Genomic DNA, 26,671 nt, shown 5'->3' with positions numbered 1-26,671 from the left:
ATGATCAACATCACACTGCCAGATGGTTCAGTGCGCCAGTATGAAAGCGGCGTAACTAGCTTTGAGGTGGCACAGAGCATCAGCGAAGGCCTTGCCCGAAACGTGCTTGCTGCTAAAGTAAACGATAATGTTTGGGACCTATCGCGCCCCATCACTGATGACGCAACGGTACAGCTGCTCACCTGGAATGATGATCTGGGAAAGAATGCCTTCTGGCACTCGTCTGCTCACCTGCTGGCGGAGGCACTGGAAGAGCTATACCCTGGTATAAAATTTGGTATAGGCCCTCCGGTAGAGAACGGCTTTTATTACGACGTGGACCTGGGCGATCGGACTTTCTCGCAGGAAGATTTTGCCAAGGTAGAGGAGAAGATGCTGGAGCTGGCCCGCAACAAAAATGAGTTTAAAAGACGTGATGTTTCCAAGGCAGAAGCCATAGAGTTCTTCACTCAGAAAGGGGACGAGTATAAGCTGGATCTGATCAAGGATTTAGCGGACGGCACTATCTCTTTTTATGAGCAGGGCAAATTCGTTGACCTTTGCCGCGGGCCACACATCCCGAATACAAGCCACATCAAGGCAGCAAAAATAATGAATGTGGCCGGTGCTTACTGGCGCGGCGATGAAAAGAACAAGCAGCTGACCCGTATATACGGCGTCACTTTCCCGAAACAGAAAGAGCTCACTGAGCACCTGCAGCGACTGGAAGAGGCTAAGAAGCGAGATCACCGAAAGCTAGGCAAGGAACTGGAGCTGTTTGCTTTCTCTGAGAAAGTAGGCATGGGCCTGCCCCTCTGGTTGCCAAAAGGGACTTTACTGCGGGAGCGACTGGAGCAGTTTATGCGCAAGGCACAGATGCGTGCCGGCTATCAGCCGGTGGTAACGCCACACATTGGCAGCAAGGAGCTTTACATAACGTCCGGGCACTACGAGAAGTACGGAGCAGATTCGTTCCAGCCGATCAAGACGCCGAACGAAGGGGAGGAGTTCTTCCTGAAGCCAATGAACTGCCCGCACCACTGCGAGATTTACAAGACCCGACCACGCTCCTATAAAGAGCTTCCGGTGCGCCTGGCGGAGTTCGGAACAGTGTATCGTTACGAGCAAAGCGGAGAGTTGCATGGCTTAACACGCGTGCGCGGCTTTACGCAGGATGATGCGCATATCTTCTGCCGGCCGGACCAGGTGAAGGAAGAATTTATTAAAGTTATAGACCTGGTACTGTACGTGTTTCAGGCACTAGGCTTCGAGGATTACACAGCGCAGATCTCGTTGCGCGACCCGGAGAACAAGAAAAAGTACATTGGTGGCGACGAGGCTTGGGAGAAAGCCGAGACTGCTATTATAGAGGCAGCTGCGGAGAAAGGCCTGCGCACTGTAACCGAACTGGGAGAGGCGGCGTTCTATGGACCGAAGCTCGACTTTATGGTAAAGGATGCCCTCGGCCGTAAATGGCAGCTTGGAACTATCCAGGTGGATTACCAGTTACCTGAACGTTTCCAGTTAGAGTACATCGGTGCTGATAACCAGAAACACCGCCCGGTGATGATTCACCGTGCACCCTTCGGTTCGCTGGAGCGTTTTGTGGCCGTGCTGATAGAGCACTGCGGCGGTAATTTCCCGCTGTGGCTGAGCCCGGATCAGTTCGCTATCCTGCCTATCTCCGAGAAATACCAGGAGTTTGCGCAGGAGGTATACCACCGCCTGCAGCAGCACGACATCAGGGGCTTTGTTGATAACCGGGACGAGAAAATTGGCCGTAAAATACGTGATGCAGAAGTGCAGAAGGTGCCTTACATGCTGATTGTGGGAGAAAAGGAGCAGGAAAACGGTGCCGTATCCGTGCGTAAGCACGGTGAGGGAGACATCGGTACGATTTCTGTAGATGAATATATCAGCTTCTTCCAGGATAAAATAGCTGATATACTAAACAAATAAGGAAAGTAATTTTCTTTTTGATATAAAAAGTGCGATATTCGCACCTTGATTGTAAAAACTAAACTTAAGGAGGTAATACTATAGCTACGCAAAACAGGCGCTACATCCCACGAGGTAAAGTGGAGGAGCCTTACAAAGTCAATGAAAAAATAACTGCCAGAGAAGTACGGGTAGTTGGAGACAATGTAGAGCAAGGTGTGTTCTCGACAAGAGATGCACAGCGAATGGCCAACGAGCAGAATCTTGACCTGGTTGAGATCTCTCCTACAGCCAATCCTCCCGTATGTCGCATCATCGACTACTCGAAATTTAAGTACGAGCAGAAGAAGAAAACACGCGAGATGAAGGCGAAAGCTCAGAAAGTAGTCATCAAAGAGATCCGTTTCGGTCCGAACACAGATGATCACGATTTTGAGTTTAAACTGAAGCACGCCAAAGGCTTCCTGGAAAGCGGCTTTAAAGTGAAGTCTTATGTTCACTTTGTGGGTAGGTCTATTGTCTTTAAAGAAAGAGGGGAGATCCTGCTTCTTAAGTTTGCACAAGCATTGGAAGAAGTAGCAAAGGTGGAGCAATTGCCAAAGTTAGAAGGAAAGCGAATGTTCCTGATTCTTTCTCCTAAAGCTGCTGCGCCAGCTAAGAAGTAATTTTTTTTATTCAATTATATAACCATGCCAAAAGTAAAAACTAAATCTGGTGCAAAGAAGCGTTTTTCTTTGACAGGCACTGGCAAAATAAAGCGTAAGCACGCTTTCAAGAGCCACATCCTGACTAAGAAAACGACGAAGCAGAAGCGTAACCTTACTCAAACAGGCCTTGTTAGCTCAGCTGATACGGACAGAGTAAAACTTATGCTCAACATTTAATTATTCAAGGTTAATTATTTAGTACGAACCCGGCGCCTGGTCTTTTTAAAAGCATTATACAATCACCAGTCGCTAAAACTCAAAAGAAATGCCTAGATCGGTCAATGTCGTAGCAGCACGACACAGAAGAAAAAAAATAATGAAAATGGCCAAAGGTTACTTTGGCCGTCGAAAGAACGTTTGGACAGTTGCGAAAAACGCAGTTGAAAAAGGTTTAACCTACGCGTACCGCGACAGAAAAGCAAAGAAGAGAGACTTCAGAGCGCTTTGGATTCAGCGTATTAACGCTGGTGCACGTGAGCACGGTTTGTCTTACTCTGTGCTGATGGGTGCCCTGAAAAAGGCTAACATCGACCTTAACCGCAAGGTACTTGCTGATTTAGCAATGAACCACCCGGAAGCGTTCAGATCAATTGTTGAGAAAGTAAAGTAATTTACCTGAACATATAGAACGAAAGGGCTTGGCTAGACGCTAAGCCCTTTTTGTTTTTTTACCTACCTCAGGAAGGTTGTTTTTTATGGTATTCCTGATGAACCTGACATTCCGGTTTATACCTCACTGTATTTGATGTTGCTTTCGTTCGCACTTGCATAGTCTTAATCATTAATCAACCCACATGCAAGCCATTATCTTATGCGGTATACAGGCCAGTGGTAAGTCTACCTTTTACAAAGAACACTTCTTTAACAGCCATGTGCGCATCAGTATGGATCTGCTGCGTACGCGGAACCGGGAGAGGCTGTTTTTGGAATCATGCTTCCGTACGCAGATGCGCTTTGTAGTAGACAACACCAACCCTACAGCAGCAGAGCGTCAGAAGTATATTGAAACAGCAAAGGCAGCACGTTATGAGGTGGTAGGCTACTACTTTCACTCTGACACAAAAGATGCCATCTCCCGGAACAGCCAGCGTAGTGGGCGTTTTTTAGTACCTGAAAAGGGAATATATAGTACCAGTAAGAGAATGCAGAAGCCAACCATGGCAGAGGGATTTGATGTGCTGTATTATGTTGCGCTGAAGCCGGATGGCACCTATAGCATGCAATTGATGGAGGAGTAAGTTACCTTGTCAAAACTGTTTACATGTGCTCTCTTTCCTTGGAAATTGTAATTTTTTTAAAAATTGATTCGTTGCGGCATGTAATGTTTAACGGCGGCAATGTTATATTGTGCAAATTTTAAGAGTATGATACTACGAAGCGACAGGCTCCACAATGTTTCTTATGAACTGCGGGGGCCGGTGTATGAGAAGTCGAAGGAGCTTGAGTTACAAGGGCACACGGTAACAAAATTGAATATTGGAAACCCGGCACCTTTTGGTTTTAATGCGCCACAGGCGGTGTTGCAGCATATTATAGAGAACCTGAGCCTGGCACAGGGATATTCAGACCATAAGGGACTGTTAAATGCAAGAGAGGCTGTAAAAGATTACTATGAGAAAGCAGGAGTACATAATATCCATGTAGATGATATTTTCTTAGGAAATGGTCTGAGTGAATTAATCATGCAGTCGGTGCAGGCGCTTGTGAATAATGGGGATGAGATGCTGGTGCCCTCTCCGGACTATCCGTTATGGACGGCTGCGGTTAATTTTTCAGGCGGTAAAGCTGTGCATTACCTGTGCGATGAGGAGTCAGGTTGGCATCCTGATGTAGCTGATATTAAAAGCAAGATTACTTCAAAGACACGTGCTATTGTTCTCATAAACCCCAACAATCCAACAGGTGCTGTTTACCCAAAAGAGATTCTACAGGAAATTGTGGCGCTGGCCGAAGCGCATGAGTTAATCATCTTTTCAGATGAGATCTACGATAAAATTTTATACGATGGAGTAGAGCATGTTCCGACTGCCACTCTCTCAGATAGGGCGCTTTGCATTACCATGAGCGGTCTTTCCAAAAATTACCTGGCTGCGGGATTCCGTGCCGGATGGATGCTGATAAGCGGAGCCAAGTCCAAGGCGGCAGATTATATCAATGGTCTGAATACCCTCGCCAGCCTGCGAGTGTGTAGCAACGTGCCCGCGCAATATGCCATAAAAGTAGCACTGGAGGGTGTTCCATCGGTACAGGACCTGGTGCTGCCAACAGGAAGGTTGGGGAAGCAGCGCGATGTGTGTTACGAGAATCTGGTTGCTATACCTGGTGTAACTTGTGTGAAGCCCATGGGTGCCTTTTACATGTTTCCGAAAATAGACATTAAAAAGTTTGATGTACATAACGACCAACAGTTTGTGCTGGATCTGCTGGCTGCACAACATGTGTTCGTAGTACAGGGAAGCGGCTTTAACTGGCATAAGCCGGACCATTTCCGGATCGTGTACCTTCCGGAGGTAGAGGTATTAAGAAAAACGATAGACAAAATGGCTGTGTTTTTTTCTACCTACAAACAAGCCCCGAAATCACCTCAGGAAAAGGAGCCGGTGCTCAGCTTATCGGTGCAGTGATGCAGCCCGCTGTTGCTACATGAATAAACAAAAGAGAAGCCCCGGCGCGAATTGCGCTGGAGCTTCTCTTTTCTGCCGAACAAGTTAATGTAACAGCATATACTCTTAGATGGTGTACTTCCTTCCTTTGTTCTGCTCTTTTAAGTAGTCCATCAGCGGTTGAAAATAGTCAATCATGGCGCGGGCGCTCAACTCCTCACCTGTTTTCTCCTTCAGCATCTGCCGCCAATCTGCTGACGCACCAGGGTACATGATGTCGCGGAGGAAATCACCTACCTCTTTCTTGCCATAGTAATTTGTGGCGTGCGGGTCCTGCTTCAGGATGTTCCTGGCGATGTGGTCGTGTAACTGGAACAGGATAACATAGCTCAGGGCATAGTCATAGTACTGCGCAGCGTCATCGTTGATATGTGTTTTAGTAGCAGGGTCCAGAAACTGCTCTCCACGCTCCGTAGGAGGGACAATTCCCTGATATTTTTTCGCCAGTTTCCACCAGCGACTGTTCAACTGGTCGGCCGGCAGATTCTGGGCATAAAAATCATGCTCCCACTCGCTCATTACACCGGCAGAGAAGGGTATAAACGTTACGTAACTCAGCGCTTCTTTCAGCAGCGTCTGCACTTCATCTGTCTTAGCGTCTTTATCAATCAGGTTCAGCTCCGCCAGGAACGGTTTCTGCATGGCTGCCAGTCCCATCAGGCTTCCGATTGCTTCGTGGTATGCGCGATTGGCACCTGCACGCAGGAGTACCGGCACATCAGGGTTCGTGTACGTCATGTAGTAGTAGATATGGCCTAACTCATGGTGTGTCGTCTCATACCATTCCGAGTTCGGCTCTACGCTCATCAGGCTGCGTACGTCCTTGTCCAGGTCCATGTGCCAGGCAGATGCATGGTTGTTCTTTTTGTAGTTTGCTCCCTCCGGCAGCGGGTAAAGGCTAGATTTGGTGTAGAAGGTCTGAGGCAAGGCAGGAAAGCCTAAGCTGGTATAGAAGCGCTCTCCCTGCTGCACCAGCCATTCAGACCCTTTCGGCTTCAGGGCTGCATCCAGGTCAATGCCTTCTATATTCACCATAGAACTCCAGTCCTGGCCCCAGCGGTTCGGCAGCCAGTGGGCCGGCAGGTAATCCGGTACCTCTTTCACCCCATACTGCTTTGCCAGCTCGTAACGGGCGTAGGTATGCAGTTCGCGGTAAAGTGGGCGCAACTCTTCGTTGATCTGCTTCATCAGGTCCATCATCTCTTCACGCGTCATGCCATAGTCGGAAGCCTGGTAAGAGAAGTAGTCGTCGTAGCCCAGGCTCTGTACGGTTTGGTTGCGCAGCTTGCGCAGGTCCAGCAGGCCTTCTTTCAGACCGGGGCCTACTGCCTTGCTGGCCTCCCAGGCAGCCTGGCGTCTCTTCACGTCCTTCTCTGTGCGCAGCATGTTGTCGATGTCGTTCGTAGTAACATCTTTTTCAAAAATCCTGTAGTTGAAGCCGTACAGCTTTTCTGTCTGCTCTGTCTCTGCTTTGATGCGGGCCTTCACTACATCCGGTATTATCTGCGGGTTATTGGCACCGGTGTACAGGACAGCCTCCAACTGTTTTACCTGCAGGTCTGTCAGCCGGTCTTTCTGCTCCAAAAATGCTTTGGCTTTCTCAATATTTTCGGCACTTCCTGTAAAGGCGGCAAACGCTTCGTTGGCACGCCGTGTGGCGGCTGCATTCGTGGTGTCTCCTTCTACAATCCTGGTATTGGATGCCCACTCTGCCTCCGCAGATTTAGTATACAGATCCTGATAAGTCTGAGAGTACTGGTCCAGGAAGACCTGTGCCTCCTGCTGTACGGCAGTTGCTTCGGCTGTTTGTTCTGTGCCAGCTGTTTCTGTCTTCTGGCTGGAGCAGGAAGAGAATAGTATGGCGGCGGTGAGACCGGTGAAAACAAGCTTTTTCATATAGGATGTTAAGGTTCAATTCGTTTACAAAGATAGCAGAGGTCGTGCAAAAATCATGCTCGGCTGTTGTGCCTGGCGAAGGGCATACGCCGACACTGCAGCTGTGGTTTTATTTCAGGCTAACAGCCGCAGGCATGCGTAGAGTAGCAGGGTAACTTATGCGAAAAGCTTATTCGCCAGCGCCATTTTCTGGCTTGCTGCGTGGGCGAGATATGTTATTCTATTGCAGTGGGCAATTCTGTTACCTGCGCTTCCTGCAGTAGATTATCATCTATGGTTTTGCTCGTCTTCGCGCCTAACTCGCGCAGAATCTCTACACGCCGCACCAAATTGCCTTTACCTTCTGTGAGTTTGTTCATGGCGGCATTGTAGGAGCTTTGGCTGTTATCCAGGTGCTTTCCAATAGTCTTCAGGTCATCTACAAATCCAACAAATTTATCGTACAGTTTGCCGCTCTCTTCTGCTATCCTGATGACATTGCGCTTCTGGTCTTCCTGGCGCCATACGCCTGCCACTGTGCGTAAGGTAGCCAGCAGGGTAGAGGTAGTAACTAAAACAATGTTCCGGTCGAAAGCGTCTGTAAACAAATCGTGGTCGTGCTGCAGGGCCAGGCTAAAGGCGGGCTCCAGCGGAATATACATCATCACGAAATCGGGAGAGTTGATGCCGCTGAGGCGGTGGTAGTTCTTCCGGCCCAGATCAGTAAAGTGTGTGCGCACGGAGTTGATGTGGCTGCGCAGGTATACTTCCTGCTGATGTTCGTTTTCACAGCTGCAATACGCCTCGTACGCCACCAGCGACATTTTGGAGTCGATGATGAGGTGCTTGCTGTCGGGAAGGCGCACGATAACGTCAGGTCGGTATACTTTGCTGTCGTCATTCTGCCGCACTTCCTCGCGCTCGTAGTGCACACCTTTGCGCAGGCCGGACTTCTCCAGCAGGCTCTCCAGAAGGTATTCTCCCCAGTTTCCCTGTGTTTTGCTTTCGCCCTTCAGTGCACGCGTCAGGTTGATAGCATCCTGGCTCATTTGCTGATTCAGGGAAGCGAGCTGCGTAATCTGTTCTTTCAGGGAAATGCTGTCTTTCAGGGATTTCTCGTAGGTCTGGTCAACCTTTGCTTCAAAGTCTTTTATGCGTTCTTTCAGCGGCATCAGGATACGCTCCAGGTTTTCGGAGGAGGCTTTGTTGAAGTGCTCGGCGTTCGTCATGAGCACCTGGTTTGAAATGCTCTGGAACTGCTGCAGGAATTTTTCACGAAGCTGTTCCAACTCGCGGCCCTGTTCCTGAAGGCGGGATTTCAGGTGCTCATAGTCTGTTTCCGTTTTAGTAAGGGCATTCGTGAGCTCCAGCGTCTCGGTCTGTGCTTCGCGCAACAGCACTTTCAAGCTATCCAACTCTTCCGCCTTCTGCTTTACCTGCACCTCCAGCACACCCTGCGTTACTGCTGCCTGGTTTGCTGATTGCTGCAGTGCATGCTGCTTCCCCTTCAGCACCACAAAGGCTACCACCAGTCCTCCTAAAAACGCGGCTATTCCAATGAGTATTTCCATAAGGTAAAGGTAAGAGATTTTAGCATAGACTGCTTCTGTTTTGCTAATGAAATTAGTTTAAAGTATATCTCTTCGCGGAGGAAAATTTCGTGACAACAAAACCTTTAGGTATATAAGAGAGAAAGAAAGGCAGTAGCAACCTAACTTGTGGTATTCGTTTGGTATGTATAGTTGCAAGAAAAAGCGGCTATACTTCTTTAAGTATAGCCGCTTTTTAGCTTTCCTAAAAAAAATTACTCCTGTTCTGCTTTCTTTGCAGCTATCACCATTTCTTTCTGGAACAGTTCACCTTTCTTAAAGGCCTTCTTTTCCTTCTTCAGTTGTTTCTTCTCAGTTTTAGTGAGTTGCTGGTACATGAGCTTGTCCATGTCTGGCTTTCCTCCGTCTACCCAGGCGGTGTACCAGAAGTTGGCTACCTGCTGTGCGGCAACACTCATCTGCTGCTCTACCATAGTTCCCAGTTTCTCCTGATACGCTTTGGCAAAGGCATCTGAATAGTACTGGCGTACTTTACCGTTACGCTCCACCCGGTCGTACTTTGTTTCATCGGTGAAGTTCTTGCTGACCTCCCGCTCATACTCAAGCGTGTTCGGAATCAGCGAGTAGGTATTGCGCACTACCTTCCAGATCTGCTTTTCGGCATCAGGCAAATACTCTGCCGGCTTTGCGCTCAGCTTATAGGTCTGGGCAAACAGCTCAGGCAGCTTGGACTCCCAGAGGCTGTGCATGCCCTTTTGCTCTGTCAGTTGGCCATCATAGTTCAAAGTAGTATGCAGCGGCACGTGGGCATCTGCAATATAATGGCCTAAATCGGCAGAATAGTACAGGATGCTGTCTACATTCTTTTGCTTGAACGCATTTGTCAGTCGCTCCTGCATCACGACCACATGCCACGGCACAATGCCATACTTCAATAGCGTATCTGCTGTGTAATGTGCGGCCGCTGCTTCCCAGGCTTCAGGCATTGTGTTTACTGCTTCTTCTCCATACACATCAATATCAATGTAATGGCGTGGTGCCTCCGTGGGGTCGCTGTTGCGGCGCTCATCAGGGCGGATGGATTTGGAGATGATATAGTTCTGGTGTTTGAAATAAAAGCCCTGTAGCTGCTTTGGCAGGTTGTAGATAGCCAGCTGGTGTACCAGCTTGTGGCCAAAAAATCCCCAACCATAGGACAGGGCACTACAAAACAGAAGGGCTACAGCAAGAAGTGAAATCTTTTTCATGATGCTTGATTAGATAAATCGGGTGCAAACTTAGTGCATCCGCTGAAATACTTTGCAAAAGCCGTGCAAAACTATTGCTAAGACACCCTTATTTCACAAGGCCCACCTTGTACTTGCGGCCTTTGATCTTGCCGTTGCTTAAGCTTTCAACAGCAGTCTTGGCAGCTTGAAGAGGAACAGCTACAAAGCTCTGCCGGTCCTGTACCTCAATTTTGCCAATCTGGTCAGCTTTGAGCCTGGCTTCAGCTATCAGAGCACCTACTATGTCCTTCGGGCTGATCTTGTCCTTGCGCCCGCCGTTGATGTAAAGCGTAGCAAAGGCTGCTGCTTTATCCGGAGAAGACTTTGCAGCTGCTTTTTCAAGTGCTGCCACCAATAGCCACTCGTCCAGATGCTGCAGGTTCCACTCGCGAAGTTTCTGTTCATCACGGGAGGAGATAATGGTATAAACAGTGCCACTGTTACCGGCCCGGCCTGTGCGCCCGCTCCGGTGCAGGTAGGAGGCAGCATCATCAGGAAGCTCTACATGAATAATGTTCCGGAGAGCATCTATGTCCAGTCCTCTGGCTGCCAGATCAGTGGCTACCAGAATCTGGGTAGTCCCGTTTCGGAACAATGTCATGGCTTTGTCGCGCTCCGGTTGTTCCATGCCCCCATGCAGCGGCTTTGCCGAAAAGCCTTTTGCCTGTAACAGAGCGGTTAGCTCATCGGCGGTGGCACGGGTATTCACGAAAACAACGGTGCCCCCTGCTTTTATACTTCGCAACAGCTTCAACACCATTTCCTGGCGCTGCCCATGGTCCGCCCTGATACCGATCAGCTTTACCTGGTCGGGTATGGTGGTGGAAGTGGCCTGTATAAACCGGGGGTTGTGAAGAGAGTCAGCTATTAGTTTTTTCACCCCCTCGGGCATGGTAGCTGAAAAAAGGATTGTCTGGCGCTGAGATGGTAAAGCAGCAACCAACTGATCTATCTCTTCTTCAAAGCCCATCTCCAGTAGTTTATCCCCCTCATCCATAACCAGTTGTTTAGTAAAGGTTAAATCTAAGGTTCTGCGGTTGAGATGGTCCGTCAGCCGTCCGGGAGTTCCAATCAAAAGCTGTGGCGGATGTGCCAGTGATGCACGCTCCTCAGAAAAAGCATGCCCGCCGTAGAAAGCGCCAATCTTCATGTTGTCTATTTGTTTCCCGTACTGCTTCAGTTCCTTTCGTACCTGCACAGCCAGCTCACGTGTGGGCACTACTACTAGTGCCTGAACCTGCTGCAGGTTTGTGTCGATGTTATGAAGTAAGGGTAACCCGAATGCCGCTGTCTTACCGCTGCCTGTTTCTGCTTGACCTACTACGTCCTGCCCCTGCAGTAGCACGGGTATGGCGCTGGCTTGTATGGGAGTAGGGGTACTAAAACCAAGGTCCTGCAGGCTTTGCAGCAGCTCCGGTTTAAGCTTTAGATCTTTAAAAGTGGCCATAGGTAAGATTTTTTCAGCACAAAGGTACGCTTTTAAGCGGCTAATTCCCTGATACAGGATTTCGGGCTCTATACTTTAAGCGCAGCGTGTTGTTCTAATGTTACCGTAGTGACAATCTTATTTACGTATCGGACCTCAATTCTGGCACCGGAAACCATTTCTGCTGCTTTTAAATGCCTGGAAAATCAAAACATAGAACAAAAGCACTCCTAATCGCAGTAGTAAAGGATATGGAAAAAAAGCAAAGCCGGCTGCAGCAATTCACCTTAATTTTATTGTTTGGTATCCTATTCGTATATGTCCTGGTGGAGGCCAGGAATTTCCTTTATCCGGTGTTTATGGCTGTGTTGTTTTCGTACCTGCTTTACCCGGTGGTAAAAAAACTGGAGGATTGGGGAGTACCCCGGGTTCTGGCAAACTTTATCACTATTATTACTGCCATGGCGCTTTTCATAGGCGTGGTTTTGCTCCTCTACAAGCAGCTAACAACCTTTCTAAGCGATTTCCCGGCGCTGCAGCAGAACGCCATGAAAAACGTGGACAGGCTACAGCAAGCCATAGAAGAAAAGTTTGGAGCAAGTGACACGGAAGATGAGCAGTGGCTCCGGCACCAGGTGAACAATGCGATTGAAGTCAGCGGGGGCTTTATTGCCAACCTGCTGATGACGATGACGAGCACCCTCACCGTAATCGGACTTATGCCAGTGTACATTTTCCTGCTGCTTTATTACCGTAACAAATTTGAGAATGTTATATACCGCCAGTTGCCCTCATACAAGCATTCAAAAGCTAAGAAGATAATAGATGAAATTTCAGATGTAACAAAGCACTACATGCGCGGTATAGTCATCGTTATTCTGATTCTTTGCGTTATTAACACCTCCGGGCTGCTGCTTATAGGGATTGAGTACGCCGTGATGCTGGGGATTATGTCGGCTCTGATGAATTTTATACCTTATTTCGGTACGCTTATAGGAGGAGCCATACCCTTAACCTATACCTTACTGGTGCAAGGCTCTCCTCAGAAAGCACTTTGGGTATTGCTGTTTTTCCTGCTGGTGCAATTCACGGAGAACAATATACTTACACCAAACATAACAGGCAGTCAGGTAAACATAAACCCCATGTTCACCATCCTGAGCATTGTGGTGGGTGGCATTATATGGGGCTTACCCGGTATGTTTGTAGTTGTTCCCTTTCTAGGCATGTTCAAGGTATACTGCGATAACCAGGACGATATGAGGGCATGGTCTTTTCTGCTCGGATCAGAAGGAACTGAAGAGCATGCTATTACCTTTCAGAAGATTAAGAATTGGTTAAAGGATAAGTTTTGATTCTGCTCCTATACCGCAGGTGAGGTTGGCTGAATGGCTGCTGCCGGAATGGGTTCAGATGTAACATTGCTTTCGCTGCTCAGGTACGCTTTGCGAAGAGAGAATAAATGCAGCGCGTAAGCCAGCGGCACCAGCACTGCCGGTAAAAAGACAATAGGAAATAGCGCTACAAGTGTGTTAGCGGGCTCATTCATAAATACCCTGAAAGGGGTGGGCGCGGACAGAATAGCAGTGACTACGATATTGAGCAGCAAAGCCAGGCCAATAAAATTCCAAGTCACGGCAATCCCTTTCAGATTACGGCCCCCTCTGAAACAGAGCCAGGCAATAAGTGGTGCTGATAAACCAGTTAGCACATCCCAATTTCGGCCTTCAAAAGTCATCTGAACAGGTGTAAGTCCTGCCATAAACTGCAGCCATAGAAAAATTTCGACCGGCACCCGGAAGAACTGCAGGCTGATGAGCCATGATGCAGGAACATGTGCCAGAAAAGCTTTAAAGGAAGGACTGAATGTTATCCAGACAATGGCGATGAGCGGGGGCAAAATGATAAGTAGCAGACGGGGAGGAGTAGCGGAAAAATTACTTAGCACACCCTGTAGCGCCAGTATGCTGGCAAATGCTAACCATCCAAGGAGCGCAGCAGTCACCAGCAACGTTCGTTTATTGCTGCGCCTGGCATTCCAGCCCACACGGAGGAGCGTGTGCCTGACGCCAAAAAGAACAAATGCTAGGCAGAGCACGGTGAGTATAACAAAGCCTGCCTTTGCAATGAAGTAATAGGTGGATTCCATTGTTTTACATGTTTAATTTACCATTGAACTAAACCTGCACTTTTAAAAGGACACGTACGGAATGGCTTTGTTTTTTATGAACAGCGGCTTCCTACCATACCACCTTATCCTGCCTGAAGAGGAAGACTGTCATACATGTCCTGTCCTCAAACAAAACAATCAATTCCTCCTTAATTGCGACCATCGTTAACCTAATTTAGTTAAAATCATTCTCATTATCAATGGTTATGGAAGCTCGTTTTTAGTAAGCATGGTTGGCCTTAAGCAGCAAAAGCCCGGCTTATCAGGCCAGGTTTTTGCTGCTTAAGTGCAATATAATACAATTACCAGCCACGGCGTCTGTCGCCACCCCACTCACGTCGTTGCTCATTTCCATCCGTACCCTCAGGTGCTTTTCCTGTAAAACTACGGATGTTGTATGTAAACGTCAGCATGAAGTAGCGTTGCAACACGTTCGTCTGCACATCCTCTATATAATCTGAGCGGACGTTACGCTGTACGCTCACATTCTGGTTCAGCAGGTCGTTTACGCTCAGGCTAACCTCGCCTTTCTGATTCTTGAATACTTTCTTACTGATGCTCATGTTCCAGAGCAGGTAGTTTGCATCCAGTCCGGCAGATAAACCGGAGTTATACTGGTGGTTCAGCTCTGTGCGGTAAACCAAACCTTTCCAGAAAATCCAGTTGTAGCGCAGTTGCGTGGACTGGTTGAAGTAGTTACTGTTCTGGTTCGTTAGCTGCGTGTTCTCTATCAGGTTATAACTGGAGGTGGTGGACAGGTTAAAGTCAAGCTTCTCGCTGATGTTGCTGCTAAAGCCAAGTCCTAAACGCATGTTGGTAGAGTTGGCATAATTTAGTCTGTCGTTGTTTAAACCAGGTATTCTGGCATAACCCACTCCACCATTCACATTCACGTTGGCATTGATGAAGCTCACCGGCTGGCCATAGTTAAAGAAGGAACGGATATTCCAGTATCCATTTAAGTTAACCGGACGGGTTAAGCGTGCACCTTGTCCCAAGGCAAAATCATCACTTAGTCTAATCTCTTCCTGTAAGGTAAAGGTGCTGTTGGCAATATAGTTCTGGGTCATAGAACTCATCAGGAATACAAAGAAGACTTTGTTCGTTTCCGGGTCAAAGTTTCTGTAGCGCATCATAAACCGGTTCTCAGACGACTGGTCCAGGTTAGGATTACCGATGCGAGCATTCACAGAGTTAGAAGGATCATACACATCCTGCAGTTGCTCCACAGAGGGTGCGTCTGTATCCGCGCGATAGTCTAAAAAGAGTGTCCTGGTTTTAGAGAACTTATACTCCAGTTGCGCCGATGGCAGAATACTGTGGAAAGTACGGTCAAAGTTCAGAAGGCGTGGGAACTGCTGATCGTTTTGCAGCTGTGCGTGCTGGTATTCCACTTCTGCCTGTAACCTGATTTTCTCAGTATCATACTGGTAGCCAATTTCGGCCTCCTGTGTCAGGTATTGGCTTCTGAAAGTACTGGTAAAGATAGTATCCAATTCGCTGTATCTGCCTGTCTGCTCTGCATAGCTGTAAGTTCTTCGGTCAGAGTCATTGTCGCGGTTTCCGATTTCGTACTCTAACTGAACCCGGCCGTGCTCGCTGATAGGCTCTGTGTAAGAAACGTTACCTTCCCAGGAATAACCTGTTCTGTCTGTATCAGAGTATTGCCTCAGGTCAACGTTTCTGCTCTCATCATTGAAGTAGATGGTGTTTGAGACTCTGTAGTAGTCACCGTTGTTAGAGTTGTAGCCAGTGTTAAGCCTTGTTGAAAATACGCGGCCTGGCTTAGTGAAGGAATGGCTGTAGAAAATGCTGTTATCGAAATTGATGCTTGCATTTTCTGAGTTAGATACATCACTTGTCTCGTTCAGAAGGCCTTCGTTCCACCTTGTTTGCCCAAAGAGGTTGGCATTTGCCTCGTTCTGCTGCACCGAGATGTTTGGTGTGATGAGCAACCTGTTCTTTTCGTTTATTTTATAGTCGAGGCGCATGTTAAAGCGGTGAACATTCTCGACGTTGATGCTGCTCCTGTTCTCGTTATATGTCTGACCCGGGAAAGTGGGCTGTGTAAATTCCTGGAAGCTATAGCGTCTTTCATCATACTCCCTGTTCATAAAAGAATAATTTCCGCTTACCTCCATCTTCTCTCCCCACATGTCGCTGTAGTTCACGCCTATCATGTTAGTGGAAATGATGCCCGTTGGTGTACGGCCACCCCAGCCGCCTCTTCTGCCCCGCATACCACCACCCGGTGTTTCACCCACCGAGAAGTCAAGCATGTTGATGTTGTTGGATAGGGCTGTTACCGTTAAGCGCCGGTCGCCATTGAAGAAGTTGACAGCGGCACCCACCATGTATCTGTCATCGGTGCCGTAACCGGCAGAGATTTTGCCGAATTGTCCGCTTCTCTTGTCTTTCTTCGTGACAATGTTCATTGTCTTTTCGCGGTTGCCGTCGTCAAAGCCACTCATCTGGGATTGGTCGCTTCTTCTGTCAAATATCTGCACGCTTTCTATTACTTCAGCCGGGAGGTTTCGTAATGCCGCGTCTGCGTCCTGGCCGAAGAAACGCTTTCCGTCTACAAAAACCTGTTTTACATCTTCTCCCTGCGCCTGTACCTTACCATCCTGAATGGTCACGCCTGGCATTTTGGTCACAAGATCCTCTGCGCTGGCATCGGGAGTTGTTTTAAAGGCTCCGGCGTTATATTGTGTTGTATCGCCTTTCTGGGTTCCCAACGGAACACGGCCTATCACCTGTACCTCTTTTATGGCGGTCGCTTCTTCCTGCAACGTCAGGGTGCCTAAATCAAGCGAGGTCCCCTGCAACTGCACAGGCCGCGCTAGTGACTGAAAGCCGAGGTAGTTTACCCTCAGCGTATACTGCCCCGGCGCAACACGCTCAAAACGGAATTTTCCTTCAGAGTCTGTGGCAGTAGCATTCGGATTTCCGGCACTGTTCTCCAGAATAACAGTAGCTCCAGGTAGAACTGTTGCGTCAGATCCTCCCTTTACTGTCCCGAATACGGCGGCACTCTGTGCATACGCATTAAGTATGGAGAACAGAATTGCCAGTGTAAGTAATAATTTCTTCATCCAGATTGAAGTTTAGTAGTTGATTGAGGTTTAGACCTGCCATTTTCGCAATAGTTTAAAATGGTTCCTAAATATTTGAAAAAAATATTTGTTTCAACGTTGACTATTTTCTCCGATACACTTTAAGTGATTGATTACAAGGTAGTAGGGGCTTATTAACCTTATTTTGAAAGAGCAGATTCTGTTCGTGCTACTGATGAAAAAGTAGTTTTTTTCTTTGCGTGTCGCAGGAGGCCTTTGCAGCAGTGTTACTTATTGACTCACTTCAACTGATATTCTGCTACTTCCACAAAGTATGCGGCCGGTAATAAACAAAGTAGCTGCTGAAAGGTTACTTTTGAGCAGATAAGGTATAAACATTGTTGTACCGGTTCGGTATAATTTCCACGTTCTTCTTTAAAATGAATGTAGAAGATTGCCGTTTATAAGTAATATCTTTTTATCCCATAACCCTTTGTCCATTTTAGGCGTCATTTCAGATTTTTTTAAGAGGCGGGTGGTTCAGCCTGTGCTCAACCTGCTAAAGCAGGGCATGACGCCTGGTAAACTGGCCGCCACTGTAGCAGTAGGCACTGTAGTAGGTATCATGCCCATATTAGGCCTTACTACTGTGCTAAGTACAGCCATAGCTGCGCGCTTTCGGTTAAATATAGCTGCCACTGTGCTGGTAAGTTACCTCGTGCAGCCGTTGCAGTTGCTTCTTGCGCTCCCCTTTATCCGGATGGGTATCAGCTTGTTCGGTCTTTCTGAACTTCGCTTGTCTTTATCAGAAATGCAGGCCATGTTTATGGCTGACTGGGTAGAGGCCCTCAACAAGCTTTGGTTGGCCACCTTAGCAGGTATTTCAGTGTGGGCTTTATTGTCCTTGCCTATAGGCGGAATGCTATATCTGTTGCTACGGCCAATTTTTAACCGCGTGCTGCCGAAGCCAGCAATGATCGTTGCTGAGGTAATTGTTACAGAGCCTTCTCACTTAGATTAACATCTCTGGCGGCCTCTGGTATCGCTTTAATGGAGATTTTTATCTTGTTTTCATCTCATGCTAAATACAAAAGGCAGCTCCTATGTCGGAACTGCCTTTTGTGCTTATACTGATATAATTTCCTGATGAAATCAGGTTGTTTCCAGAATCTGGAAGAGTTCATCCAACTTAGGAGTCAGGATAATTTCTGTGCGTCTGTTTTTCTGACGGGCCTCCTTTGTGTTTCCTTCATCTACCGGTATATATTTAGAGCGGCCGGAAGGTGTGACACGCTGCGGATCAACACCAGCGTTTGCCAGGATACGTGTAATTTCGGTAGCACGAAGTACGCTCAGGTCCCAGTTATCCTGCATCCCCACGGTACCTCTCGAGATCGGAACATCGTCTGTGTGTCCTTCCACCAGTACATTTACGTCTTTCTGCTCTCTCAATACAGCAGCCAGTTTCTTAAGGGCATCCACCCCTTTAGGATCTACTTTGGTAGAGCCGGAGTTAAACAGCAATTGCTCTGCCAGCGACACGTATACTTTTCCATTGCGCACATCGATGGTCAGATCTTTGTCGTTGAAGCCAAGGAGCGCATTGCTTACTTTGTTGCGAAGGTTAGCTACGGCTTTTTCCTTTTCATCCAGGATGCGTTGTAACTCTGCCAGGCGCTGCTCGCGTGCTTTCAGGTCTGCATTCAGCCGCTCAATCTGAGACTTGCTCATGTTCAGGTTCTCACCCAGCGTCTTTCCTTCTTTCAAAGCCTGCGCCAGGCTCTGCTGGTACTCTGCCTTTTCCTGTTCCAGCTTCGCACGTTCCTGCTCCAGGCTTGCCTTCGCCTGCTCAAGAGAAGCTTTTTCCTGCTCCAGCGAAGACTTTTGCTTCTCCAAACCTGACTTGTCTACCTCCAGGGCGTTTTTACGGGCCATCAGGTCCTCGTACTTCTTTTTGGATACCACACAAGAGGATAGTGCCATGCTACCCGCCAGCAGGTAAACGGATACTCTCAGTAGATTCTGTTTCATATATTTTGGCTAAAAGTTTATCAAAGGCTGATGAACAAATATAGTAAAATATGATATACCCGGAGAGATGGCCTCAACATTTTTGCCTCGCTTTCCAGCAATTGTAGAGGCAGCAACTCAGGCTAAAGGTAATGCGCAGTAGGACCAGAGGAACTAAAGAAACTATGAAGAATATGTTCGCTCATCTTTGAAACAAAGGCAGTTGCAGTGCTGCTGTGGTATCAGGAAGTTCAAATTTTCGTTGTGCGGCTTCCCAGCCTATCATCGCCATTTTGCGCTCGCTGCCCCAACGGTATTCCCCAATACCGCCAACATTCTTTATGACGCGGTGGCAAGGTATCAGAAAAGCAATCGGGTTACTGCCAATAGCGGTACCAACCGCTCTGCTAGCTGCAGGATTACCAATGTTGTGGGCGAGGGAAGAGTAGGAGGTGAGATGCCCTTCCGGAATGCGAAGCAGTGCTTCCCATACTTTCAGTTGAAAAGGAGTGCCCTGCAGATGCAATGTTAGTTTCTGCTGCGGTTGCAGCTGATGCTGGAAGAATTGATAAACCTGCTGGTGCAAGACCTCCTGCCGGTGTATTAACGTTGCTTTAGGCCACTGCGCCTGCAGCTCTGCCAGTGTCTGGTCTGCGGCCTTGTAGAAGTGCAGATAGCAAATGCCTTTTGCTGTGGAGGCCACCAGGTAGTTCCCGAACTGACAGTTTCCCAGGCTGTAGCTGATTTGCAAGGCCTCGCCCTGCCTCTTGAAATGTCCTGGGGTAATGCCTTCTATAGAAAGGAACAGGTCGTGCAGGCGGCTGGTGCCAGAAAGGCCGCTGTCGTCTGCCGCCTCTGAAAGTGTTGCTGTTTGTGCGAGGGCCCTTTTAGCATGCTGCAGTGTGAGGTACTGCAGAAACTTTTTAGGACTTACGCCGGCCCACTCCGTGAACACGCGCTGAAAATGGAAGGGGCTCATGCAGACATGCTCCGCGATTTGCTCCAGGTCAGGCTGCTGCTTTGCCTGTTCCCGGATATAGCTTAAAGCTTTGGCGACTGTTTCAAAGTGGTTCATGCTGTGAATTACCGAAAACGAAGCCTCTCTATCAACCCGATTCTTGCTGGATTCTGTATGTCACAAAAAAAGCCCCTGCTTTTAGGCAGAGGCTTTGATTTTTATTCGTTGCTGCTGGTTGGTACCCCTGACCGGAAGAAGCCTTTCGGGTCTGGCATCTGGGCTGTCAACTCCGCTATAAAATCATAATCGATTTGTGTCAGGTTGATAGAGCGGCTCTTGTGGAGGTAGTCCCAGGCATCGCTGTATTTCTTTTCGTAGAATTTCACCTTCGACAGATTGTAAAGCGCGAAAGCATTGGCAGTATCTGCCTTCACAGCCTCTGTAAGATAAGCCGTTGCTTTTTTAAGGTCTTTCTTTTTCTGTTTGCCTTCCTTGTATACTTTCAGGTAAGTGGAAGCTAAGTCAGATAGCAGCAGGGAGTTCTTCGGATCATAGCTAAGCGCCTTCTCGTAATGTTTGATGGCCTCGTTATTTTGCCCTTTGGCTGAGGTAACCAACCCAAAAGCCCAATGAGTATCCTTGTTGTCCGGGTTCAGAAGCCACGCCAGGTTAAAGCGATATACTGCCGTATCCAACTGTCCTTCGTTTAAATATTCCCAGCCGCGCTCCATAAAGAAGCTGCTGGCTTCCTGGCGGCTGGCAAAGCTCTTGTCGCAGCTGGTCAGGAATTTCTCATCCTTTTTCTGCTGCTCTTCTGTTTTCCCTTTTCCACCAAACATTGGCAGCACCTGCGGGTTCTGCTCCGCTGGCTTTTCTTGTGCAAAACTCAGGGAGGTGGCACAAAAAACGGCCACAACGGCTACTAATAATTTCTTCATCTTCAAATCAAATTCGATGTGATGCAGTTTATAAGGCTGCTGAACTATAAAAGTAAGTTAATGTCTACTATTTCGCAAGTTACTGCACTTGCTGCGGTTTATACAGCCCCTGTGGGTCCTGTTCCTTTTCCAACAGTGCAGTTATAAAGGCTTTATCAGCTATTTCTTTGTTCCGCCGCACGCTTTTGTGCAGGTAACTCCAGGCGTTGCCGTACTCCCGAAGGTAATAGCAGTTGATGGCTAACTTATAATAAGTATCGGCCTCATTCGGGGATAGCTTTACCGCCTGTTCCAGCAACTTTTTGCTTTGCAATAAATCTTCCGGGTCTGCATTTAAATAAAAGCGGCTCAGATGGCTGGTAGCAACGTCGTTGAGCAGGTGTGGGTTTTCAGTGTCCTTCTCCAGCGCACGATACAGCAGGAACAATGCCTCATCATATTTTTGTTCCCGGCCATACACCATGCCGTAGCCCCAGTAGATGTCGCTGTTGGTGCTGTCCATCTGGTAAGCCAGGCCAAAGAGATAAGAGGCAGAATCCAGTTTTTCTTCATTGAATGCCCGCTTGGCCTGCAGCACATAATATTTACTGGCCAAGTCCCTGCTCTTAAACCGGGAGGCTTGCTTTTGCAGCAGTTTCTCCTGCTTTGCTTTGTCTTCCGCTGTTTGTGGCTCTATTACCGGCACTACGTCGGCCATGGTAATTCTGGGGTGTGTGGGTGATAAGTTACTTTCTGTAATGGCATTTTGGGTGTTGCAGGCACTTGATCCTAACATTAGGCCAACTGCCATCACCATATAATTTCGCATGGGACTCTTTTACTGTTTGGCTTACCTAACGCCTGATTCACAAAAAAAGTGCTGCTGCGCATAAAAATGCTCTTCACTTTTAAGATGTGCAGCTTCTGATTCTGAGGCTCTAAAACTATTTTGCGACAATTGGCGTTTTAATTATGACAAGTTTCTTATATTTGACATGCAAACTACTTTAACCATGGGACAGGCAATCAGCAGCGACCTTAGCTATAAGCAAATTGATGATCGGGATGTGTTTATGCTCATCAGCACGGTACGGGAGGGGATAAAGTATGCCTTGTTTCAATACATCGCTGACAAAAGCCCTTTCAGCACAACGGAGTGGTCTAACTTCCTGCACCTGTCTGAGCGAACGTTCCAGCGCTATAAAAAAGACAAGCGCACTTTCGACCCGCTGCACTCAGAAAAGATACTGGAGATAACGCTGGTATATAACAAGGGGGTGGAAGTGTTTGGCGATAAAGGAAACTTTGATGCCTGGCTTGGTGCGAAGAATGTGGCTTTAGGAGGCATCAGACCAAAAGAACTTCTTGATAGCACCTTTGGCATCGGGCTGCTAAAGGACGAACTGACGCGTATTGAGCACGGCGTACTGGCATGATTGTATACCGCCTCAGCAGGGGGAAATACAGAAATGATCTGTCTGGCCGTGGGGCTGAACTGGCCGGAGGCCGCTGGAACAGCAAAGGCATCGCTATCCTCTATACCAGCGAATCCATTGCACTTTGTACCGTTGAAATAGCCGTGCACATGCCTTTGGGCATTGTACCCGCCGATTACTTTCTCGTGCGCATATACCTCCCGGATGAGGTACCCCTCCAGGAACTTGCTGACGAAGAATTACCTGCTGACTGGAAAAGCTTTCCACATGCTAACAGTACGCAGGAGATAGGGGATGCTTTTGTGATGGAGAGCGAATACCTGATTATGAAAGTACCTTCTGCCACTGTACAGGGGAATTATAATTACCTGGTGAATCCCCGTCACCCGGAATTTAACAAAGTAGCTGCCTTAGAGGCGGTGCCGTTTGAATTCGATAAGCGCCTTTTTGTGAAAGAGTCCTGATACAGTGGCATTCAGGAAGAAATAGCTTGAGTAGCTGCCTGTAAACAGGTTACATTATCTGGTTATCAAACAAATTACAGAAAAGTATACAATTAATAAATGCTTCTTAATTCAAGATTAACACTTGTCCCGGTTTTGTGATAAATTTTGAAATTACCTTTGCTCTATGAAAAAGTACTTTCTTCTTTTATACATAGTCATCGGGGCAGCCACGGCCTTCGCACAGGCAGACACCACACAGCAGGTTGTAGCTAACCGGCGGAACAGCCCGGAGCAACAGCAGAAGCCTTATGTGATCATGATTTCGGCAGATGGCTTCCGTTACGACTATGCCGAAAAGTACCAGGCAAAGCACCTGCTTTCGCTGCGGGAGCAGGGCGTGCAGGCAGAATCCATGCTGCCGTCTTTCCCTTCCAAGACATTCCCGAATCATTATACCCTCGTCACAGGCATGTATCCTGCCCGGCATGGTCTCATCAACAATTACTTTTATGACCCCCAGCGAAAGGAGAGTTATACTATGCGGGACAGGAAAAAGGTAGAGGATGCCAGTTGGTATGGTGGTGTGCCACTATGGGTACTGGCGGAGCAACAGCAGATGCTGACGGCGAGTTTCTACTGGGTCGGTTCCGAAGCTCCGATCAAAGGTGTGCTGCCAACATATTATTACCAGTACAACGAGTCCATTCCTTTTGAAGAGCGGGTGCAGACTGTGGTTAACTGGCTGAACCTGCCGGAGGCGCAACGGCCGCACCTGATAACCTTTTACATGCCGGAGGTGGACCACGCTGGCCACAGCTATGGCCCTGACGCCCCTGAAACAAAAGCAGCCGTGCAGGAACTGGACGAAAATATCAAAAAGCTAACAGAAGCGGTGGCTACAACAGGGCTCCCGGTCAATTACATTTTTGTGTCAGACCATGGAATGACACAAATCGATACAGAAAACACACTTCCTTTACCAGCTGCTGTAGACACGGCTAAGTTCCTGGTGTCCGGTGGAGGTATGGTGGTGGAGTTACACGCTAAAGACAAAAGCGTAATCAAAAGCACCTACAAAAAGCTGAAGAAAGAGGCAAACGGGTATGATGTTTACCTTAGGTCCGATATGCCAACACGCCTGCATTATGGTGCCAAAGACGATGCGTTTAAACGCGTTGGTGATATCCTGCTGCTGTCGAAAGCGCCAAAAGTATTTCATTTTTCAAAGCGCAAGCCATCTCCGGGAGCACATGGCTATGACCCGGCTAGGGTGAAAGATATGCATGCCACCTTTTACGCCTGGGGACCAGCTTTCAAAAAGGAGACAAAGATCCAGACCTTCCAGAACGTACACGTGTATCCGGTGGTAACGGAAATATTGGGTTTGAGGTACAACCACAAGATTGATGGTGAGATGAAGCTGGCAAAAGAGGTGTTGAGGTAAAGCCATACCTGCAACAGAGTGTTGACCAGATATAAAAAAGGGCTCTACTTTATAGTAGAGCCCTTTTTAGCTTAATTTATGATACAATATTAGTTATTTCTGCCAGGGAGGTAAATCTGAAGGCCAAGCGCTACAGACAACCCTGTCTGCGCGTTATCATCTATATCTACGTTGGCATTACTTCTTAACAGGTTAAGGGTACCTTCTAAGGCAATATTACTGGCTACGAAGTGCGCATATCCTGCTCTTACGCCATAAACCCTGGAAAGTACGGCATCACCTTCACTGTCTTCCTCTGAACTTCCGCCCAAACCAATAACAGCCTCACCAAACCATCTGTGCGTGGGGGCAGCTCCCTCCGGGAAGTAGTAACGGATAAAAGGGTACAGGCCATAGCGAAATGATTCGCCGCCGTCATAAATCGAAAGACCAAGTTGAGCAGAGGCGCCAAGAGCAGCATTGTCACTTATAAAATAACCTGCTCTAGGAGAAACGTCAAAGCTAAAAGTCTCAGACTTAAAGTTCATGCCGATATTACCAATATCTGCTCCTACAAGCCAATTTCCCTGACGCACTGCATCGCTTGAAACAGGTGCTGTAGTCTGCGGCCGCTGTACATCTTCTAAAACTTGCGCGTTTGCACCAAACGTAAATGCTAGTAATAATGCTGGTAGTAAAAAAAGTCGTTTCATAGTTGTGTGTTTCATAGTTTAAAAAAAATTGTATTATATTTTATGTCTTGCACTACACCTTTTAAACGCCATACATACATAATTGTTTTATTTTGTAGCTGATAAGCTTAATAATGAGCAAGTTGTATAGATAAATGGTGAGATAAAGTGGAAGGGATTTAAGATTAGAATTGTATTAAATCATTGCTGCTACTGTTGTAGATAAGGAGTGAAATAACAGGAGGTAAGGGCAGCTAATTTGTTATAGCAGGAGTGGGCTTTAGTATTTAAAGTAATCAACGTATACGTATCTTCTGGAAAATGGCTTTATTGGCTTCAGCATATACTTTTTTCTGGCAACAGCTGCAGGCACAACAGGTAGTAGAAGTGCGGCTGATGCGTATGAAATGCAGAAGTAAAACGCATACGATCATGGGCTGGAGGATTGCTCTTGCTGTGGCTAATAGAAACTATAATTCATACACCTTATTGAGCGCTGTGGCAGTAACAGTGCACTTGTAGATATCCTCTACTTTCTTTTTCAGCGCTTCTACAGCCTCTACCTCTCCATGATTTAAAAAGATCTGTTTTGGAGTTTTGCTAAAGTGCCCTAACCACCAGAGCAAGTCCCCCTGGTCTGCATGTGCTGAAAGGGAGCCAATCTGGCTGGTTTCAGCAGCTACCTCATATTTCTCGCCGTCAATTTCTATTTCTTTTGCCCCAGCGCTTAACTGGTGGCCGCGGGTACCGGAAGCCTGATGCCCCACCAGTAGCACCGTGTTTTTATTATCCCCAACCAGGTGTTTGAGATAGTACAAAATACGGCCGCCCGTAATCATGCCACTGCCTGCTATAATGATCTTGCTTTTAGGACCGTCTTCGTCGAGCACCGTCAGCGTCTCTTCAAAGTCGCTCACAATGTTCACATTTTTGGTCAGTTTATCACATTCTGCGTCGGAGAGGTTGTGCCAGTCGCGGTGCTGCTGAAATATTCTGGTTACGTCGGCTCCCATAGGGGAGTCCAGGTAGATAGGAAAGGAGGGTATGCTTTTCTCTTCCATAAGGGTGTTCAGAATCAGGATGATCTCTTGGGCACGCTCCACGGCAAAACTGGGTATAATTAAGTTGCCGCCTTTCTCAAAGGTTTTATTCACCACTTCTTCTAAAGCCTGATAAGGCGACACCATATCATCGTGCAACTTATCGCCATAAGTAGCCTCTAGTATAAGGTAATCGGTTTTATCTATAGAACTGGGGGGATCTAAGATAAGAGGCGCCCGCTGGCCCACATCTCCAGAGAAAACAATACGCCGACCTGCCACTTCCAGCTCTACCATAGCAGAACCTAAGATATGCCCGCTTTTCTGAAACCGGAACTGCAGGTCATCATCCAACCGGACCCATTCATTGTCGCTGTAGGTCTTGAAAAGGCTCATGGTGCGGTGCACATGGTTCTCCTTGTAAAGCGGCTTGAGTGGCTTTTTGCTTTCGCTACGATTTTTATTTGCCTCTTTGGCTTCTTCTTCCTGTATATGCGCACTGTCAAACAGAATCACTTCTGTAATAGCACGGGTGGGGGTGGTGGCATAGATAGGGCCTTTAAATCCTTTCTTCACCATCACCGGCAGGTAACCGCTGTGGTCAAGGTGCCCGTGTGTGAGAATGATGGCGTCAAGTTCAGAGGGACTGAACGGAAGCATTTTAAGCTTGTTAAGTTTACGCTCTGACTCGTTGCCCTGAAAGAGGCCACAGTCAATGAGCAGCTTGTGTTTATCTGTTTGTAACAACGATTTTGAGCCTGTCACTGTGCCAGCCGCACCTAAAAACTGCAGCTGCACGCGGGTATGTCCTTTTGCCATAGAAGCTGTTAAAAATTGAAAAAGTATGCTAAAGAGGTGCTTTCACATACAGGATGGTATGATGCATACTTACGTGCCGCTGCCGCTGCAGGACAATTTTTTCCTGCTTTTCATAAAGTGCTGGAACTGAAACTGAGGCTCTGGCCTGACAGCCAGGGCGGCTGTTGCACTATAAGGGACAGGATAAAAGGGAAGCAGAAAGAGAAAGGTTGAAACGTATGATGACGATCTTAAGCGCTACAATTAGCTAAGAGCCTTTATTGGCAACTGGTAAAGAGGCTCTACAAGGTGAAGGAAG

At 47.6% G+C, this 26,671-nt stretch carries 23 protein-coding genes; 11 read left to right on the top strand and 12 right to left on the bottom strand.

From position 1 onward, the window contains the following. From thrS to ACFS7Z_RS02615, 6 genes are all read left to right on the top strand, one after another. Complete coding sequence (gene thrS / locus ACFS7Z_RS02640) at positions 1-1,938, top strand: threonine--tRNA ligase (protein ID WP_377480447.1); 1,938 nt, start codon at positions 1-3, stop codon at positions 1,936-1,938. Positions 1,939-2,057: 119 nt separating this feature from the next. Next, the gene (gene infC / locus ACFS7Z_RS02635; RefSeq protein ID WP_377480444.1) at positions 2,058-2,582 is read left to right on the top strand and encodes a translation initiation factor IF-3; all 525 of its coding nucleotides are present in this window, start codon (positions 2,058-2,060) and stop codon (positions 2,580-2,582) included. Positions 2,583-2,606: 24 nt separating this feature from the next. Then, positions 2,607-2,801, top strand: a complete 195-nt coding sequence (gene rpmI, locus ACFS7Z_RS02630) for a 50S ribosomal protein L35 (protein WP_377480441.1) — start codon at positions 2,607-2,609, stop codon at positions 2,799-2,801. A gap of 88 nt (positions 2,802-2,889) precedes the next feature. Next, positions 2,890-3,234: a 50S ribosomal protein L20 gene (gene rplT / locus ACFS7Z_RS02625; protein WP_115566742.1), complete on the top strand. Its 345-nt coding sequence runs from the start codon at positions 2,890-2,892 to the stop codon at positions 3,232-3,234. A gap of 184 nt (positions 3,235-3,418) precedes the next feature. Next, positions 3,419-3,862 (top strand): AAA family ATPase, encoded by a 444-nt coding sequence (locus ACFS7Z_RS02620; protein ID WP_377480438.1) that lies wholly within the window; start codon positions 3,419-3,421, stop codon positions 3,860-3,862. A gap of 126 nt (positions 3,863-3,988) precedes the next feature. Then, on the top strand, positions 3,989-5,248 hold the full coding sequence (locus ACFS7Z_RS02615) for a pyridoxal phosphate-dependent aminotransferase (RefSeq protein WP_377480435.1): 1,260 nt from the start codon (positions 3,989-3,991) through the stop codon (positions 5,246-5,248). Positions 5,249-5,353: 105 nt separating this feature from the next. Here the strand turns inward: ACFS7Z_RS02615 and ACFS7Z_RS02610 are convergent, their stop codons facing one another. The 4 genes from ACFS7Z_RS02610 to ACFS7Z_RS02595 all read right to left on the bottom strand — a co-directional run bounded on the left by ACFS7Z_RS02610 (position 5,354) and on the right by ACFS7Z_RS02595 (position 11,427). Next, the gene (locus ACFS7Z_RS02610) at positions 5,354-7,183 is read right to left on the bottom strand and encodes a M2 family metallopeptidase (RefSeq protein WP_377480432.1); all 1,830 of its coding nucleotides are present in this window, start codon (positions 7,181-7,183) and stop codon (positions 5,354-5,356) included. A gap of 215 nt (positions 7,184-7,398) precedes the next feature. Continuing rightward, entirely contained in the window at positions 7,399-8,733 is a 1,335-nt protein-coding gene (gene rmuC, locus ACFS7Z_RS02605; RefSeq protein WP_377480429.1) for a DNA recombination protein RmuC, read from the bottom strand. A gap of 233 nt (positions 8,734-8,966) precedes the next feature. Further along, a complete protein-coding gene (locus ACFS7Z_RS02600) occupies positions 8,967-9,959 on the bottom strand; it encodes a zinc dependent phospholipase C family protein (RefSeq protein WP_377480426.1) in 993 nt (330 codons plus the stop codon). 88 nt (positions 9,960-10,047) lie between these two features. Continuing rightward, complete coding sequence (locus tag ACFS7Z_RS02595; RefSeq protein ID WP_377480423.1) at positions 10,048-11,427, bottom strand: DEAD/DEAH box helicase; 1,380 nt, start codon at positions 11,425-11,427, stop codon at positions 10,048-10,050. A gap of 230 nt (positions 11,428-11,657) precedes the next feature. Here ACFS7Z_RS02595 and ACFS7Z_RS02590 point away from each other — a divergent pair, with 230 nt between their 5' ends. Beyond that, positions 11,658-12,761, top strand: coding sequence for an AI-2E family transporter (locus ACFS7Z_RS02590; protein WP_377480420.1), 1,104 nt, complete (start codon positions 11,658-11,660; stop codon positions 12,759-12,761). Between the two features lie 8 nt (positions 12,762-12,769). Here ACFS7Z_RS02590 and ACFS7Z_RS02585 read toward each other — a convergent pair whose 3' ends face one another. Both ACFS7Z_RS02585 and ACFS7Z_RS02580 read right to left on the bottom strand, forming a co-directional pair. Next, positions 12,770-13,555, bottom strand: coding sequence for a hypothetical protein (locus ACFS7Z_RS02585; RefSeq protein WP_377480417.1), 786 nt, complete (start codon positions 13,553-13,555; stop codon positions 12,770-12,772). A gap of 323 nt (positions 13,556-13,878) precedes the next feature. Further along, complete coding sequence (locus ACFS7Z_RS02580; RefSeq protein WP_377480414.1) at positions 13,879-16,671, bottom strand: outer membrane beta-barrel protein; 2,793 nt, start codon at positions 16,669-16,671, stop codon at positions 13,879-13,881. Positions 16,672-17,179: 508 nt separating this feature from the next. Here ACFS7Z_RS02580 and ACFS7Z_RS02575 point away from each other — a divergent pair. After that, positions 17,180-17,653, top strand: coding sequence for a DUF2062 domain-containing protein (locus ACFS7Z_RS02575; protein WP_377480411.1), 474 nt, complete (start codon positions 17,180-17,182; stop codon positions 17,651-17,653). 131 nt (positions 17,654-17,784) lie between these two features. Here ACFS7Z_RS02575 and ACFS7Z_RS02570 read toward each other — a convergent pair whose 3' ends face one another. The 4 genes from ACFS7Z_RS02570 to ACFS7Z_RS02555 all read right to left on the bottom strand — a co-directional run bounded on the left by ACFS7Z_RS02570 (position 17,785) and on the right by ACFS7Z_RS02555 (position 21,346). Continuing rightward, positions 17,785-18,663, bottom strand: coding sequence for an OmpA family protein (locus ACFS7Z_RS02570; RefSeq protein WP_377480408.1), 879 nt, complete (start codon positions 18,661-18,663; stop codon positions 17,785-17,787). A gap of 181 nt (positions 18,664-18,844) precedes the next feature. Continuing rightward, complete coding sequence (locus tag ACFS7Z_RS02565) at positions 18,845-19,717, bottom strand: bifunctional transcriptional activator/DNA repair enzyme AdaA (RefSeq protein ID WP_377480405.1); 873 nt, start codon at positions 19,715-19,717, stop codon at positions 18,845-18,847. A gap of 101 nt (positions 19,718-19,818) precedes the next feature. Continuing rightward, complete coding sequence (locus tag ACFS7Z_RS02560; RefSeq protein ID WP_377480402.1) at positions 19,819-20,538, bottom strand: tetratricopeptide repeat protein; 720 nt, start codon at positions 20,536-20,538, stop codon at positions 19,819-19,821. Positions 20,539-20,617: 79 nt separating this feature from the next. Further along, positions 20,618-21,346 (bottom strand): tetratricopeptide repeat protein, encoded by a 729-nt coding sequence (locus tag ACFS7Z_RS02555; RefSeq protein WP_377480399.1) that lies wholly within the window; start codon positions 21,344-21,346, stop codon positions 20,618-20,620. 166 nt (positions 21,347-21,512) lie between these two features. Here ACFS7Z_RS02555 and parS point away from each other — a divergent pair, with 166 nt between their 5' ends. From parS to ACFS7Z_RS02540, 3 genes are all read left to right on the top strand, one after another. Continuing rightward, positions 21,513-21,953 (top strand): type II RES/Xre toxin-antitoxin system antitoxin, encoded by a 441-nt coding sequence (gene parS, locus ACFS7Z_RS02550; RefSeq protein ID WP_377480396.1) that lies wholly within the window; start codon positions 21,513-21,515, stop codon positions 21,951-21,953. Next, complete coding sequence (locus ACFS7Z_RS02545) at positions 21,950-22,417, top strand: RES family NAD+ phosphorylase (protein ID WP_377480394.1); 468 nt, start codon at positions 21,950-21,952, stop codon at positions 22,415-22,417. Before parS ends, ACFS7Z_RS02545 begins: the two co-directional genes overlap by 4 nt. Positions 22,418-22,583: 166 nt before the next feature. Then, complete coding sequence (locus tag ACFS7Z_RS02540; RefSeq protein WP_377480391.1) at positions 22,584-23,843, top strand: alkaline phosphatase family protein; 1,260 nt, start codon at positions 22,584-22,586, stop codon at positions 23,841-23,843. A gap of 89 nt (positions 23,844-23,932) precedes the next feature. Here ACFS7Z_RS02540 and ACFS7Z_RS02535 read toward each other — a convergent pair whose 3' ends face one another. Beyond that, complete coding sequence (locus tag ACFS7Z_RS02535; RefSeq protein WP_377480388.1) at positions 23,933-24,535, bottom strand: hypothetical protein; 603 nt, start codon at positions 24,533-24,535, stop codon at positions 23,933-23,935. 449 nt (positions 24,536-24,984) lie between these two features. Next, on the bottom strand, positions 24,985-26,373 hold the full coding sequence (locus tag ACFS7Z_RS02530; RefSeq protein ID WP_377480385.1) for an MBL fold metallo-hydrolase: 1,389 nt from the start codon (positions 26,371-26,373) through the stop codon (positions 24,985-24,987). Between the last annotated feature and the right edge of the window lie 298 nt (positions 26,374-26,671).

Origin of the sequence: Pontibacter toksunensis (assembly GCF_042686245.1) — a bacterium.
In the GTDB taxonomy this organism is placed as follows: Bacteria; Bacteroidota; Bacteroidia; order Cytophagales; family Hymenobacteraceae; genus Pontibacter; species Pontibacter toksunensis.
This window is presented reverse-complemented; position numbering and strand designations above follow the sequence as displayed.

Coding starts and splice junctions, on each gene's coding strand:
- thrS (WP_377480447.1), top strand. CDS start 1: ATGATCAACATCACACTGCCAGATGGTTCAGTGCGCCAGTATGAAAGC.
- rpmI (WP_377480441.1), top strand. CDS start 2,607: ATGCCAAAAGTAAAAACTAAATCTGGTGCAAAGAAGCGTTTTTCTTTG.
- rplT (WP_115566742.1), top strand. CDS start 2,890: ATGCCTAGATCGGTCAATGTCGTAGCAGCACGACACAGAAGAAAAAAA.
- ACFS7Z_RS02620 (WP_377480438.1), top strand. CDS start 3,419: ATGCAAGCCATTATCTTATGCGGTATACAGGCCAGTGGTAAGTCTACC.
- ACFS7Z_RS02615 (WP_377480435.1), top strand. CDS start 3,989: ATGATACTACGAAGCGACAGGCTCCACAATGTTTCTTATGAACTGCGG.
- ACFS7Z_RS02610 (WP_377480432.1), bottom strand. CDS start 7,183: ATGAAAAAGCTTGTTTTCACCGGTCTCACCGCCGCCATACTATTCTCT.
- rmuC (WP_377480429.1), bottom strand. CDS start 8,733: ATGGAAATACTCATTGGAATAGCCGCGTTTTTAGGAGGACTGGTGGTA.
- ACFS7Z_RS02600 (WP_377480426.1), bottom strand. CDS start 9,959: ATGAAAAAGATTTCACTTCTTGCTGTAGCCCTTCTGTTTTGTAGTGCC.
- ACFS7Z_RS02595 (WP_377480423.1), bottom strand. CDS start 11,427: ATGGCCACTTTTAAAGATCTAAAGCTTAAACCGGAGCTGCTGCAAAGC.
- ACFS7Z_RS02590 (WP_377480420.1), top strand. CDS start 11,658: ATGGAAAAAAAGCAAAGCCGGCTGCAGCAATTCACCTTAATTTTATTG.
- ACFS7Z_RS02585 (WP_377480417.1), bottom strand. CDS start 13,555: ATGGAATCCACCTATTACTTCATTGCAAAGGCAGGCTTTGTTATACTC.
- ACFS7Z_RS02580 (WP_377480414.1), bottom strand. CDS start 16,671: ATGAAGAAATTATTACTTACACTGGCAATTCTGTTCTCCATACTTAAT.
- ACFS7Z_RS02570 (WP_377480408.1), bottom strand. CDS start 18,663: ATGAAACAGAATCTACTGAGAGTATCCGTTTACCTGCTGGCGGGTAGC.
- ACFS7Z_RS02565 (WP_377480405.1), bottom strand. CDS start 19,717: ATGAACCACTTTGAAACAGTCGCCAAAGCTTTAAGCTATATCCGGGAA.
- ACFS7Z_RS02560 (WP_377480402.1), bottom strand. CDS start 20,538: ATGAAGAAATTATTAGTAGCCGTTGTGGCCGTTTTTTGTGCCACCTCC.
- ACFS7Z_RS02555 (WP_377480399.1), bottom strand. CDS start 21,346: ATGCGAAATTATATGGTGATGGCAGTTGGCCTAATGTTAGGATCAAGT.
- parS (WP_377480396.1), top strand. CDS start 21,513: ATGCAAACTACTTTAACCATGGGACAGGCAATCAGCAGCGACCTTAGC.
- ACFS7Z_RS02545 (WP_377480394.1), top strand. CDS start 21,950: ATGATTGTATACCGCCTCAGCAGGGGGAAATACAGAAATGATCTGTCT.
- ACFS7Z_RS02540 (WP_377480391.1), top strand. CDS start 22,584: ATGAAAAAGTACTTTCTTCTTTTATACATAGTCATCGGGGCAGCCACG.
- ACFS7Z_RS02535 (WP_377480388.1), bottom strand. CDS start 24,535: ATGAAACGACTTTTTTTACTACCAGCATTATTACTAGCATTTACGTTT.
- ACFS7Z_RS02530 (WP_377480385.1), bottom strand. CDS start 26,373: ATGGCAAAAGGACATACCCGCGTGCAGCTGCAGTTTTTAGGTGCGGCT.